Below are 13,587 nucleotides of genomic sequence, written 5' to 3'. Positions count from 1 at the left end.
TCACCCCGACTCGACATCATGCCTCCAGCCCGGACTCCGGGGACAACGCCGGGCACGGTGTCGTGATTCGCACTTCCGCACCCTATACGAGGTCACCGGCGGCACCGGTCGGCTGGCCGAGTGCCTCATCTTCGCGTTGAAGCCGTCATCAACTGTCGTCGTAACGGTTGAGCATGAACACTGTCGCTGATGATCTGTTGAAGTTCCGCGATTTTCAGATTTGTTGCATGGAAGCGCACTGCGCAGCGGCGGAGACTGGGCCCCCCGGCCAGGACCGGGCTCGGCCTCCGCCGTCTTCCACATTCAAAGGACCTCTAATGATCCCCCACACCTCTCGTGTGCCCCCGCGCATGCGCCCGCTTACCCGTGGCCTGCTGCTGGCGATGCTGGCGCTTCCGCTAACTGCCATTGCACGCAACCTGGACAACGAATCCGCTGAAGTCCTTCAGGATGACCCAGCTGAATTCTGGAATCTGCGCAGTGGCTCGCGGCTGTTCGTCACCGGGGGCTCGACCTTCCGTATCACGGCCCGTGACACCTCCGTGGTCCGCCTTGATGGTGCAACCGTGGACAAGGGCGAGGATGGCACCAATTATCCTTATGCCCTTGCACTGCACGACAGCGCAACGCTGACGGCCCTGAACAGCACCGTCCGCGGCGGCGGCATCATCATGGGGGAAGCGGCATCGCTGCACCTGCAAGGCAGTCGGGTACTGGTCTCGCCGGAGCACGGTGTCCCCCCCAACCCGGTGCGCACGATCGGTATCGACATGCTGGATGGCCATGGCCGCGCAGTGATCGACTCCACCGAGGTTCGGGCAAGCGAGGTCGCTGCTGATGCGAACGCGTTCAATCGCGGCGTTGGCATCCGTATGGGCAATGGCGGCCGGGCGGACGTGATCAACGGTTCGCATGTGCAGGGCGACAACCATGCCGCCTATCTGCTCGGCCGCACCGATCTGCGTGGCACCACGATCCTGAACGTGGATGCGTCCACCCTGCAGTCGACGCGCGGCGCTGCCATACGTGTCACCGCGCTGGGCAGTTCAACCGTCGATATCAACGTCGTCAATGGCGCCCAGCTCTTCGGCGGTGACGGCCACCTGCTACGGGTGGGCAGCCTTACAAGTTCGCCGAGCAACGGCCGGACTGTGGTCAACTTCTCGGTGGACAACGCTCGACTCATCGGCGATGTGACCCGCGACGTGGCAGCAGCGCCCAACAGCCTGCTGGCGGTGAGCATGCGCAACCACGCACAGATCGACGGCCGCTTCAGCAACGTCACCACCGCGTCCATCGACCAGAACAGCACCTGGCTGATGACCGGCGACAGCAGCGTTGGCCACCTCGCCCTGGGCGCGACCGGCACCGTGGGCCTGGGAAGTGGCCCGCAGTTCAACACGCTGGCGCTGGATAGCTTCAGCGGCCAGGGCGGCACGCTGGTGTTCAACACTGCGCTGGGCGATGACACCTCGGCCACCGACAGGCTGGTGATTGCCGGCGATGCCGACGGCCAGGCCCATGTGCGTGTGCTCAATGCCGGCGGTGCCGGTGCGAAAACGGATCGCGGCATCGAGCTGATCGACATCGGCGGCGCGTCCAACGCGCAGTTCGATCTGATGGGCCGCGCGGTCGGCGGCCAGTACGAGTACTTCCTGGTGAAGGATGCCAACGGCAACTGGTATCTGCGTTCGGATCTGGCGACCACGCCGGACCCGTGCGTGGTAGACCCCACCCTGCCGGAGTGCAAGCCGATCAACCCGGTGGACCCGGTCGATCCGCCCACGCCGGTGCTGCGCCCGGAGGCCGGTGCCTACCTGGCCAACCAGTTCGCGCTGCGCGAGGTACTGCGTCATTCGGCGGCCGAACGTCAGCACACCGACGCCGACGCCGAGGGCGTAAGCGGCTGGGCCAGTATCGGCAGCACGCAGAGCCGGTGGTCGGCCGCAGACGATCAGCTGGACCTGCGCGTGCAGCGCGCGCGCCTGCAGCTGGGGGCGGACCTGGGCGTATTCGATGATGACCGGGGTCGCGTAGGGGTGATGGGCACGGCCGCACGCAGCCGCACCACCTCACAGTCGGAGGTTACCGGCTACCGCGCGCGTGGCGAATTGGAAGGTGGCGCACTGGGCGTGTACGGCAACTGGCGCACCGACGCGCTGTATGTGGATGCCAACGTGCAGCGCGGCCAGTTCCGCAACCGCGTGCAGGGCGATGGCCTGGCCGAGGAGCGTTACGACTCGGATATCTGGCAGTCGTCGGTGGAAGCCGGCTACCGCTTCGGCATTGGCCAGATCGGCAACACCGCGTTGAGCCTGCAGCCGGAGCTGCAGCTGGTCTACACCGATGCGAAGACGGATGTGCATACCGAAACCAACGGCACGGTGGTGCGTGCAGCGGGCAACAACGGCCTGTCTGGTCGCGCCGGCCTGCGCCTGCAGGGTGAGTCGCGCTCGGCCGCGGGTGCCTCGGTCAGCCCGTACCTGGCGGCCAACTGGTACCGCGATGGCGCGGGTAATGGCATCGCCTTTGACGACGAAGTGCTGAAGGCCGGCATTCCGCGCAACCGCTATGAACTGAGCGCGGGTGCACGGGTGGAATTCCGTTCCGGTTTCAGTGCCTGGGGTGGCTTCGGCGTGATGCGCGGTGATAGTGGGTACCGCGAAGCAACTGGCAATCTATCTGTGGCATACCGCTGGTAATGAAACAAAAACGGCGCCGGAGCAATCCGGCGCCGTTCCACTGTGCACAATGCATCCTCTGTAGAGTCGAGCTTGCTCGACTGCTTCAAGATCAGCCGAGCATGGCTCGGCTCTACATGAAGATCAGCCGATTGGGGTCGGCGCTACACCGCACATGCGGGTGTTCAGCGATGGGTCGCGGTCAAGATGGCCTGCCCGTGCAGTTCGCCCGGTGAGATGTCTTCGTTCAACCGGATATAGCGGGCGGACAGATCAAGATCGGTCCACGAGAAGCCCGCCACCGTATCCCATTCCTGGCCGAACTGCACGGGTACGCCCCCGCGCAGAACCTGCAGGCCGACACCGCCGGCCGTCGTCCCTGCGGCCGGCGCGAGAATGCTGCCCGTATTGGCGGGGTTCCGCGCATCGTCCAGACGCATCACCGCTGTCATACCGGGATAGGCACAGAACACCTGCGCGTCCAGGGGCTTTTCCCCTGCGGTCTGGCCGGGGAAGGACAGCTGCGTCTGCACCACCGGGGCAAGAACATCCCCGCCCACTGCGCCCCGCACCTCACAGCTATAGGGAGTGATCATCAGATTGATTCCCTTTCGATGGGAAACGGTCTGCGTTCCCGGAAACAACACCGTGGATTCAACCACGCCAATATCACCGGCAACGTGTCCGGTCATTGTCCCTCCTCTGCCCAGTACGGCGACCTGCAGCCCCATGGCGATCTCGCCGCGGTCGTCGGTACGGGCGTTCACGGTGACGGAGCGCCCGTTCTGCAGTGGAGTACCTTGCGGACTGAAAGCCGCGTTGAACCAGACATGGCGGAATGCCAGCAGCGGCGAGGCGGAATGAAGACTGTAGGCGGAATAGCTGATGCCATCGATCATCACATCGCGCACGTAGGTCAATCCCTGCAGCGCGGGATCAATCCGGATCTGCACGCTCTGCAGGGGGCTGCAGCCCGTCACCCCACCCCAGCTCCCCGAGCCCAGGCTGAAAGGAAGCGCCAGCTGATCCGCAGGTTCGTCCGGCATCAAAGCACCGCTGTACTGCGCGGAAGAGTTCTGGCGCGCCGTGCACGCCATTACCAGGCCGGGCAGCAGACAGAGAGCCAGCAGCAGGGCCTGCGAGCACGCTCCTGCGCGATGGGGGCGAAGGACCTTCATTCGTAATCCGCCGTCACGGTGATCTCCGTGGCTACCGCACCGCCCCTGACAGCCGCCAGCGCCGGCACGTAATGCCCCGCGCGCAGCACATAACTGGCCGATGCACCGGCCACCGGCACCTCCACGCCGGTGTCGCCACGCGTGAGACAGGTGTTGCCGGTGGCACTGGCGTTGAGCGCCACCGAAACGCAGGCGGCAGCATCGACGGCGCTGTTCTGCCAGCGCTGCGGATCACCCGTGGCAGCGGTGCAATCCAAGCCCAGCATGGCCTTGGTCACGCCCACGCAACCGGTGAAATCAAGGCTGCCGTTCTTCAGACCGTTGTCGCCGACGATGACCTCGTCAGCTTTCGTCGGATCCAGCGCGATGGGCGGCGCGGCCAGCGTGTACGTGCCCGACAGTACGCGGCCGCTGATGGTGAGGGTGGCGGTGTCGGCCAGTGCGGCCGGTACGACGCTGGCCGCGCCCAGGAGAGCGAACGTGCGAAACATGGAGAGGGACATCGGGGTTCCTTGTTGATGGGAAGGATGTGTCGGGGCCACGCATTGGGAAAAGCGGAAAGACAGGCCGACGTTTCAGCAGTGCGGACAGCCGAGGGCCGTGCAGAATGCCCCTGCGTGTGCAACACGATGCGCGCGGTGGCGGTGTTGGCCGGGTCGGTTCCGGTAAAGCAAAAGGCTAGGTCGTCGGGGCAGGAACGCACATCGAAAAGCGTTCAAACCAGGGCCATTCGGTGGCAACTGCAGCCATTTCGATTTCGGCGCGACACGGCGGTGTCGACACTTGCCGCCGTTGCCTGCCAACGCGTCGGGCGACTTCGTGGTGCTTTATGAGTAAGCCGTTCCGGCGGGTGCATGCAGGGACGCCGCACCTGCCTCCCTGGATGAGGTGAACCATGATTTTCCGCGCTGCGACGGGGATGCGTGCACGGGTGCTTGCGGCGGCCCTGCTGCCGGCATCAGCCGCGGTGACGCTGCAGGACACGCACATCGTGCGCGATGCCAGCAGGGGCCGCGACGTGACCGTGCGCGCCAGCAACATCGGGAAGCAGCCGGCCCTGACCCAAAGGGCTCTGACCCCGCCTGCCTCGTTCATGCGCAGGGAACAGACCGGAACCAGCCGCAGGCGCCAGCAGACGGCACGGCCTCACGGGGCATTGGCATCGCCCATGGCGGCGACGATGCGTGCGATCGAAGCCGCGCTGGACCCGGATGGCATTCCCACCCCCCGGCATGGCGCTGCCAGCGGGATAGACCTCCCGTAATGAGGTCAGCCAGTCGATGGGCAATGGGGAGCGCGAAGGACTGCTGCTGGCCTTCCGAGGGCTGTCTGAATGTGTGGATGTGCAGGTGCAGGTGCAGGTGCAGGCGGTGTAACCGCGCGTGGACTGTAGCGTCGAGCTTGCTCGACTGTTTCAAGACCGGCCGAGCATGGCTCGGCTCTACAGGAAGAGCAGTCGAGCAAGCTCGACTCTACGGGATCGAGCTGCCTGCGGTGTCGATCGGCATCTGCGCAGGTGCGAACGCAACACCCGCCTTCCGCTCAGTAGTAGTTCGCCACCAGCACCGCCTGCCCAACAATATCCCCCGCCAGCAGCGGCTCACTGGGCAGGCCGATATAGCGTGCGGTAAACGGAATGCGTTCGCTGGCCCCAGTGGAATCGGTATGCGCCCAGACCCGACCCATCGGCAGCGTCAGGCCGTTGTGCAGCACCTGCAGGCCGACACCCTGCGCGCTGGAACCGGCGGCAGGCGCCAGAATGTTGCTGCTGTTGCTGCGATCACTGGCGTCGTAGATCTCCAGCGATACCGCGCGACCCGGCACACCACAATCCATCTGCACGGCGAACTCCTTTTCGCCACCGGTGCCGTTGACATCCAGCGCATCGGCACTGATCGGATCGAGCACAGGGCTGGCGTCCAGCAACGCGCAGGTAGTGCCCTGGAACTCGTAGCCTATTTCGAACTGGAACTCGCCCATGCCACCGCTGCCCTGGATCTGTACTGAGCCAAGCGCGCGCTGCGTCTGTGGGCGCATCGGACCACCACGGGAGTAGAAGCTGAGGATGAAACTGAATTTCGATCCCCCTGTACCACCTGAGATCGGATGCGCGAAGTCATTCAACGGATCGATCGGCGCAGGCTCCACGCCCTCGCTGTCGTCCAGTGGCATGGCATCAAGCAGAAGCTGCACTAGAGGCGAATCCGGGCTGATCTCGAACGCCGGCCAGCCATCGACGTCGCGCACATACCTCAGGCCCAGCAATCGTGGTGCCACGACAACGTCCTCGCTCGCATCGCAGTGCAGGGTGATTGGGGAACTGCCTGCTTGGTGCAACAGTACATCCGGCTCCTGTACGAAGCGCACCGGCACGGTCTGTGCGTACCTCACGCCGGGAACATCCGGCACACACACCGCGTGCGCGGCAAAGCCGAACGACGTCAGTCCGGCCAGCGTGATTGCACGCGTGAAATGAGAAGCACCATATATGGCGGCTCCATGGCGAGAGAAAGGGTGCACATACTGCCGGGCCCTTCATGGCCACACCATGCAATTGGTTGCGATTCGGCTGGAACCGCCGCGCAGCCGTTACCAGGCCATGCGCAGGCCCAGCTGTGCCGACAGCTCAAGCTGTCCCGCGCCATCGCGGTGCGCGTTCAGCCCCGCCCAGGCACCCCAGCGCACACCCCATTGCAGGTCGGCCCCGGCCTGCAGTTCAAGCCCGGGCCCCTTCTGTGCAGGGTGCATGCCGCCGCTCAACCCGCGCATGGCTGCATACGGTCGCAGCAGGCTGCGCCGGCCCTCATGCCAGATGGAAACACGCATACCCGCGCCCAACTCCACGCCATCAGCATGGCGCAACAGCACCTGCGGCTGCAGCTGCAAGGGCCAACACGCGCCACTGCGCCAGGCGAATGTGTAACCGCCTTCCAGCGACGCCAGCCATAGCCGCGAGTGGTGGGCCGCTTCTTGCAGGATGGTGCAGTCCACATGGCTGCGGAACTGCCCTGCCTGCAGGCTCGCATCGAGATAGGCGCCAGCCGCCCCAACCGATCTGTTGCAACCAGGTGCCGTATACGCCGACCGCCGTTCCGTGCACGCGCGCCCTCACGGGCTGGCCGGACACCGTGGAAGCCGCACGGCCATCGGTGCGACTACTCCCCACGATCACGCCCAGCAGCACATGGCTCGATTGCACCACATCGGTCCCCATCTGCAGCAGCGTGCTGTTGCCATGCGCGTCGGTGCGTTGAGCGGCCCCGCGTATCCATGCATTGCGTCCGTCTTCCAGGGTGAGTGTGCCGCGACGGTCTTGCGCACGTGGGACGAACAGGGCAGCGGCCCGAACATCGCCCAGCTGCACTGCATCGATGGGCGAATCGCCAGCCATGACCGGCGCGGCAGCGAAAACGCCAGCAAGGAGCACACAAACGCATGCGAATGAACGAACCATGGCCTTCTCCCTGGACGATGCAGGCATCGTGAAAGAACATCCATTCGTTGACTATCGGAATCGTTGCAGATGGCTGCAATTCGCTTTCGATTTTCAAGCTTTTCTGCGTTGTAGAGTCGAGCTTGCTCGACTTGTCCGATATCGCGAACGGCAGTCGAGCAAGCTCGACTCTACGGGTACCGCGAACGGCAGACGCGCGTGCGTTCGCGGCGGACGACAGCGGCGCGCAATGACGCAATCGGCCAGTCGATAGCGAAGCACCGACGGACGACCCTCGATTCGCGCGTTTTCGACTTTCAAACTTTTCTGATGGGTGGCGCAGCGCTTTCATGCGCATGATGAGGTGCCACCGACAACGGGTGGCACGGGACTCCAATCCCGTAGGACAGCTTGTTGTTTACGCTTGCCAGTCGGCGTCGCCTTTCCTGTTCAGCGGCGCCGGCTGGCAATCCGTCTGTGCGTCTTTGGCGGGCGGTGCGTGGAGGGCCCCTGTGCCCACCGGAACAAGCTGTCCCCGGTATTGGAGCCACGCACCGTCCGCCGCCCTTGCACTGCTGCAGGGGCGGCCCCTGCCTTGCACTCGAGGACGCCGCCATGACTGCATCGAAGTATCCGCACCTGTTCGCCACGCTGGGCGAGGCCGCTACACGCCTGCCCGAAGACCTGGCCACGACGCTGGAAAACACCTTTGTCTGCCTGCAGGAACGCCCGGCACCCGGGGTGGTCACCCTGCAGGCCTGCCTGCAGCAGATCCGCCAGGGCGATGCCGCCGATGGCCGGCCATGGCCGGGGCGGGGCTGCACGCCGGGGCAGCGGCTGGCGCTGGCACGCATTGATCGCGCTACCGGCGGGCTGACGTTTCTGTTGGAGCTGTTGCACGCCACCGAACGCGTACGCGTGGATGGCGAGGTCGGCCAGCAGATGGGCGACGGTGCGCGCGAGGGGTTGCTGCTGGCGTGCCGGGGGTTGGCCGAGTATGTGGACGTGCAGTTGCACAGCGCGTTGTAGAGTCGAGCTTGCTCGACTGATATCGCCAAAGACAGTCGAGCAAGCTCGACTCTACAGAGGCGTGGCGCGAACGGTAGTCGAGCAAGCTCGACTCTACGATGCGGTGCGTGCGTTTATTCGTAGTAGGCGGTGACGGTGATTTCGCTGCGCACTTCACCGGCCTGCAGGCCGGTCAGTGCGGCGGCGTAGTAGCCGGCGCGCAGCGGGTAGCTGGCGGTGGCGCCGGTGACCGGCACTTCGATACCGGTGTCGCCGTGCTTCAGGTAGGTATTGCCGCTGGCACCGGCCAGCAGCGCCACGCTCACGCCTGCCGCCGGGTCCGTGCTGGCAGTGTTCTTCCAACGCTGCGCATCGCCATCGGCCGCAGTGCCACTGAACGACAGCACCGCCTTGCTCACCCCCACGCAGCCGGTGAAGTTCAACGCGCTGGCTTTCAGCCCGTTGTCACCGACCACCAGCTCATCGGCCTTGATGGGATCCAGTGCGATCGGCGGCGCCGCCAGTGTGCAGGTGCCCGGCAGCACGCGGCCGCTGATGGTCAGGGTGGTCGAATCAGCGAAGGCAGCGCCAGGCAGTACGCCTGCAGTGATCGCGAAGACAACGGGAAGCAAGGACGCTTTCATGGAGTTCTCCTGACTGGGGTCTCATAGGGCAGCGCTGGCAGCCGCCAGACGCTGTGGAACGCATACCCCCACGTTCCACGACAGCCCGTAGGCGTCCGGGGCGTCGGGCATGCGGTATTCGATACGGCAGCGCGCCGTGCCTTCGGGGTCGACAATCAGCGCACCTGTATCCTGTGCGCCACGCAACTGGATCACCCCGCCTTGCCCGACCGCACCCAGCGCACGACCGTCTTCGCTGTGTACCTGAGCGGCGAATGGCAGCGGCTGGCCCAACGCATCGGTGGCATCGATGAAAAGCGTGCGCTCACGTCGCACCTCGAACGGTACGCGCACGATGCCGCCGGCGGTCGGCGCGACGCGCTGGGAGGTCTGCAGCAGTTCCACCTCCATCGGCAGACCAGACGGGTCCAGGTCCAGCGTGTTCCAGCGGTACGGGCTGATGTGCGGCACCAGGGCGTAACCATTGCTGGCCACGCGCACGCCATGGCTGCTGCCCACGCGTGCGCCCTGCGCACCCGATGCCTGCACCAGCGCGAAGCCATCGCCGACCGGTGCACCGAGGTTGATGCCGCCGCCGTGCAGTACCACGCTGCCCGAAGCGCCCAAGGACAGGCTGCTGTAGTTGCCTACGCGGCTGTAGCCGGCATCGACGTGGCCGCGCCCGCCCTGCCATGCGGCGTATGCACTGTGACTGCCCTGGCCGCTGCCTTGGGTGGTGGACAGCGTGTAGCTGAGCGCGCGCGATTCACCCAGGTTGCCGGTCAGCGTGGCCTGTGCCTGGTCACCACTGCCGGCGTGGCTGAGCTGCGTGCTCAAGCGTGGCGCATGGTGGGTGCGGCCCAGCGGCACGCTCAGGGTGAATGCGTAGCGGGTGTCCTGGCGCCCATCGCCTTGCTGGTAGCGCAGTGCCGACAGGCCGTAGTTCACCCGTCGCGTGCTGGTCTGCACGCTCAGCTGCAGGTCGTTGCGGCTGCGGCTGCTGTCCCAGTAGGCCACCTGGCCGCCACTGAGGTGCAGGGTGGCGCGTTCGCCCAGTTTCTGCGAGAAGTTCAGCTGGTAGCGCTCGCGTGCACGGAAGCCGTAACCCCATTCGTCTACCGCGCCGCCGCCGAGCACGCGCGCCGTATCGTTCAGGCTGAGGAAGTCGCGCGTACTGTAGCGGTAGGCAGCCAAGCCGAAGTTGGTGCCGGTGGCCTGCACGTAACGCTGGTAGTTCACCCGGAAGCTGTTGCCGGACATGCGTTCGCCGGCCGCCAGGTTGGCACGCGAGTGGGTGACGTCCACGCCGAAGGCGCCGATACGGGTATTGATGGCTGCGCCCGACAGCAGCGACTGGTAGCGCTGACCAACCTGCGCACCACCCAGCAGGGTAAGACCATTGCTGATGCCACGTGCGTAGGTGCCCTCGGCAAAGCGCAGCGGCTGCAGGGTGCGCTGGTTGTCGCGCAGCTCGCCTGTGGTGAACGCGAAGCGCGAAGCACCTGCGCGCAGCGCCTGCGGCACTGCAGAGAAGTTCACGTTGAAGCGTTGCTCGCGGCCATCGGCCTCGGTGACCGTGACCTCCAGGTCGCCGCTGAAACTGGTCGGATACAGATCCTCAATGGAGAACGGTCCGGGCGCCACGTTGCTTTCGTGGATGATGTTGCCGTTCTGGCGGATGGTGACGCGTGCCGCGCCTTCGGCGATGCCCTGTACCTTCGGTGCGTAGCCACGCAGCGAATCGGGCAGCATGCGGTCATCGCTGGCCACGCGTACACCGGTGAAGGCCACGCTGTCGAACAGTTCGCCACCGGTATTGCCCTGGCCCAGCAGCAGCTGGCTGTTCCAGGCCGGAATGTCGCGCTGCACGTGGCTGCTGATGACGTTGTAGTTCGAACCGCGCTCGCTGTGGGTAAACGAAGCGCGATGGCGCAACCGCCAGGCGCCGGCGTTGACGCCTGCATTCAGTCCCAGATAGGAACTGTCACGCCCCTGGCTGCGGTAGTGGTTGCCGCTGTAGTTCACGAACGCGGCGGTGATGCCGTCATCACGCAGTTCCGGCGCCACGAAGCCGCGCGCGGTACTAGCCTGCGCCGCCTGCGGCAGGCTGATCGACAATTCCAGCGTTCCGCTGTCGAAGGCGACACGGGCGCCCTCCACACGTTCTGGAAGATCAACGCAGGCCGCAGCATCGCCGGGCAGCGCATCAAGGTACTCCGGCTTCAGCGGCAGCAGGCGAACCAGCGACACCGGGATGCACGGCACCGCCACATGCGGGTCCTGGCCGATGGCGAAGGCGATGTCCTGGCTGCGCAGGAACTGGCCGTTGACGTGTACATCCACCGCGTAGTCGCCAGCGGGCAGTGGATTGCCGTTGGCGTACCGCGCCATGTCGATGGCTTCGCCGCCGAGCAGGAAGCCTTCGCTGAATTCCGGCGCGCCGGAGCGGGCAGACGCGGGCAGCGCTGCTCCTGCCAACAGGCAGACCGAAACGGCGTGCGCCAGTGTGCCGAGCGCACACGCGCGTCGTTGCGACGGGAGGTGGGAGACGAGCGACATCATCGGGACCGAAGGGGACGGATGGGGCGCTGCAGACTAGAGGGGCGCTGGACGGAACAACATGCAAATCGTTGCAGATTGACCGCGCATCGCAGCGTGCGGTGCGCACGCTGCGGCAACGTTGTCATTTACAAGTAATTGCATTCCGATCCACCGCAACGATCGCGAGACTTGCCGCCGCTGATCGCCACCTGGCGCTTCATGCATTTCCCCTGACTCCTGCGAGAACGCTCCATGTCCCTGAAATTTCGCCTGCTGTCCCTGTCCCTGCTTGCCGCCGCTGCACCGGCCGTGCATGCCGAATCGCTGGAAATCACCGGTGAGCTGATGGCGTCGACCTGCTCGGTCGGCTCCGCTGGCGGCACCATCACCGTACCGATGGGCCAGGTCGATCTGGCCTCGGTCAACGCTAACACGCGCGCCGGCCAGAAGAACTTCACCATTGCCCTGGACTGCACCGGTTCGGGCGCCGAACAGGACGTGGGTGTGCGCTTCGGTGGCACCCCCGATGGCAGCACCGGCAACCTGGCACTGACGGCCGCATCCGGCGCCACCAACGTGGGCGTGGCCCTGTACGACGGCGCCGGTAACCACCAGAAGATCGGTGATGACCCGACCCAGTGGGTCACCATCGCTGCCGGTGGCAGCGGCCAGCTGGACTACAGCGCGTGGTACGCCTCGCCGGGCCAGAACGCAACGCAGGGTACCGCGAATGCCTCTGGCGATTTCGTGGTGCTCTACAAGTAGGCCCCTGACCGCCCGGCGCACGGACGCGCCGGGCGGCCACCTTCATCAAGAGGTTTCCCCATGAAGCACCACGCATCGACGTGGCTGTGCGCATTGCTGGCGATGGCGGTTGCACTGCCCGCTACGGCGGCCGTCACGCTGCAGGGCACGCGCATCGTGCACGACGCCGGCAAGGGCCGCGATACCACCGTGCGCGCCAGCAATGTAGGTGAGCTGCCGGCCATGACCCAGGTCTGGATTGACGACGGCAACGCACAGTCGCGCCCGGAAGACGTGCGCACGCCGTTCCGGCTGACGCCGGCGGAGCCGCGCCTGCTGCAGTCCAAACAGGGCCAGGCCTATCGCATCACCTACGCGCCGCGTCCATCGGAGGCACCGCTGCCGACCGACCGTGAATCGGTGTTCTATTTCAATCTGCTGGACATTCCGCCGAAGCCGGCCAATGCCGCCGACAAGAATCTGTTGCAGTTCGCCGTGCGCACGCGGGTGAAGCTGTTCCATCGTCCCGCCGGCCTGCCCGGCAGCGCGCGCGATGCGGCCGCACAGTTGCAATGGCGAGGTGACGCGCAGGCCCTGCAGGTGCACAACCCCAGCGCCTACCACGTGACGCTGAGCACGCTGACGCTGGCCGATGGCCGCCGCGTGGAGGTGGACATGATCGCGCCGGGGCAGAGCGCGCACTTCGCGCTGCCGCAGGGTGCGGCGATGCCCGCGTCGGTGACCTTCACCTGGCTGGATGACTACGGCGCGCCGCGTGAGCAGCAGGCGAGCGTGGCTCGCTGACGCAGCGATGCTTCTGCGGCCGCTTCTTGGGTCAGAGCCCTTTGCCAAGGGCAAAGGGATCTGGCCCCACCCATGGTGGAGTTTCTTCCACCCACTTAGAGAGAGTAGTAGATGCACAAGATGATGATTCCACTGAAGCGCTATGCACAGTTCAGTGGCCGCGCCAGCCGCAGCGAGTACTGGTGGTTCCAGTTGTTCGTGGTGATCGTTTCGATTCCGAGCTACATCCTGAGCCTGTACGCTGGCCACTCTGGCTCGCAGGGTCTGGCGCTGGTGTCGATCGGCTTGAGCCTGGTGACGTGGCTGGCCGTTGTGGTGCCCTGTCTGGCCCTGACCGTGCGCCGCCTGCACGACACCGATCGTTCGGGCTGGTGGTTGCTGCTGGCTCTGGTGCCGTTCGCGAGTCTGGCCCTGCTGGTGTTCCTGCTGCTGCCAGGTACAGCGGGCGGCAACCGCTTCGGTGCGCCGGTGCGGCACATTTAACGATTGCGCCCTGCTTCCGCTCTGGTAGGTGTCGACCTTGGTCGACACAGTGCCAACCAAGGTTGGCACCTACCACAGCAACGCGTCGGTGC

Annotated in this window: 12 protein-coding genes; 6 read left to right on the top strand and 6 right to left on the bottom strand. The window is 65.5% G+C overall.

The window, feature by feature from the left end:
* Window positions 1-317: 317 nt before the first annotated feature.
* A complete protein-coding gene (locus G4G00_RS01305) occupies window positions 318-2,702 on the top strand; it encodes an autotransporter outer membrane beta-barrel domain-containing protein (protein ID WP_164270860.1) in 2,385 nt (794 codons plus the stop codon).
* Window positions 2,703-2,866: 164 nt separating this feature from the next.
* Here the strand turns inward: G4G00_RS01305 and G4G00_RS01300 are convergent, their stop codons facing one another.
* The gene (locus G4G00_RS01300) at window positions 2,867-3,859 is read right to left on the bottom strand and encodes a hypothetical protein (RefSeq protein WP_164270858.1); all 993 of its coding nucleotides are present in this window, start codon (window positions 3,857-3,859) and stop codon (window positions 2,867-2,869) included.
* Window positions 3,856-4,362, bottom strand: coding sequence for a fimbrial protein (locus G4G00_RS01295; RefSeq protein ID WP_164270856.1), 507 nt, complete (start codon window positions 4,360-4,362; stop codon window positions 3,856-3,858). The genes G4G00_RS01300 and G4G00_RS01295 overlap by 4 nt, the downstream gene beginning before the upstream one ends.
* A gap of 392 nt (window positions 4,363-4,754) precedes the next feature.
* Between G4G00_RS01295 and G4G00_RS21875 the strand changes: the two genes are divergently transcribed.
* Window positions 4,755-5,123 (top strand): hypothetical protein, encoded by a 369-nt coding sequence (locus tag G4G00_RS21875; protein WP_240336060.1) that lies wholly within the window; start codon window positions 4,755-4,757, stop codon window positions 5,121-5,123.
* Window positions 5,124-5,401: 278 nt separating this feature from the next.
* Here the strand turns inward: G4G00_RS21875 and G4G00_RS01285 are convergent, their stop codons facing one another.
* Entirely contained in the window at window positions 5,402-6,226 is an 825-nt protein-coding gene (locus tag G4G00_RS01285) for a fimbrial protein (RefSeq protein ID WP_164270854.1), read from the bottom strand.
* A 222-nt stretch (window positions 6,227-6,448) separates the two neighbouring features.
* A complete protein-coding gene (locus G4G00_RS01280; protein WP_164270852.1) occupies window positions 6,449-6,685 on the bottom strand; it encodes a hypothetical protein in 237 nt (78 codons plus the stop codon).
* Between the two features lie 1,222 nt (window positions 6,686-7,907).
* Here G4G00_RS01280 and G4G00_RS01270 point away from each other — a divergent pair.
* Window positions 7,908-8,321 carry a hypothetical protein gene (locus tag G4G00_RS01270; RefSeq protein WP_164270848.1) on the top strand — a complete coding sequence of 138 codons (414 nt, stop codon included), beginning with the start codon at window positions 7,908-7,910 and terminating at the stop codon, window positions 8,319-8,321.
* Window positions 8,322-8,434: 113 nt separating this feature from the next.
* On the opposite strand, the gene G4G00_RS01265 is transcribed toward G4G00_RS01270, so the two are convergent.
* Together G4G00_RS01265 and G4G00_RS01260 are read right to left on the bottom strand one after the other, a co-directional pair.
* On the bottom strand, window positions 8,435-8,944 hold the full coding sequence (locus tag G4G00_RS01265; RefSeq protein WP_164270846.1) for a fimbrial protein: 510 nt from the start codon (window positions 8,942-8,944) through the stop codon (window positions 8,435-8,437).
* A 21-nt stretch (window positions 8,945-8,965) separates the two neighbouring features.
* Window positions 8,966-11,482, bottom strand: coding sequence for a fimbria/pilus outer membrane usher protein (locus G4G00_RS01260; protein WP_164270844.1), 2,517 nt, complete (start codon window positions 11,480-11,482; stop codon window positions 8,966-8,968).
* Between the two features lie 234 nt (window positions 11,483-11,716).
* Here G4G00_RS01260 and G4G00_RS01255 point away from each other — a divergent pair, with 234 nt between their 5' ends.
* The 3 genes from G4G00_RS01255 to G4G00_RS01245 all read left to right on the top strand — a co-directional run bounded on the left by G4G00_RS01255 (window position 11,717) and on the right by G4G00_RS01245 (window position 13,495).
* Complete coding sequence (locus tag G4G00_RS01255) at window positions 11,717-12,229, top strand: fimbrial protein (protein ID WP_164270842.1); 513 nt, start codon at window positions 11,717-11,719, stop codon at window positions 12,227-12,229.
* A 60-nt stretch (window positions 12,230-12,289) separates the two neighbouring features.
* Window positions 12,290-13,012 (top strand): molecular chaperone, encoded by a 723-nt coding sequence (locus tag G4G00_RS01250; RefSeq protein WP_164270841.1) that lies wholly within the window; start codon window positions 12,290-12,292, stop codon window positions 13,010-13,012.
* Window positions 13,013-13,123: 111 nt separating this feature from the next.
* Window positions 13,124-13,495, top strand: coding sequence for a DUF805 domain-containing protein (locus G4G00_RS01245; protein WP_164270839.1), 372 nt, complete (start codon window positions 13,124-13,126; stop codon window positions 13,493-13,495).
* Window positions 13,496-13,587: the final 92 nt, after the last annotated feature.

Origin of the sequence: Stenotrophomonas sp. B1-1, assembly GCF_010894375.1 — a bacterium.
Lineage (GTDB): Bacteria > Pseudomonadota > Gammaproteobacteria > Xanthomonadales > Xanthomonadaceae > Stenotrophomonas.
This window is presented reverse-complemented; position numbering and strand designations above follow the sequence as displayed.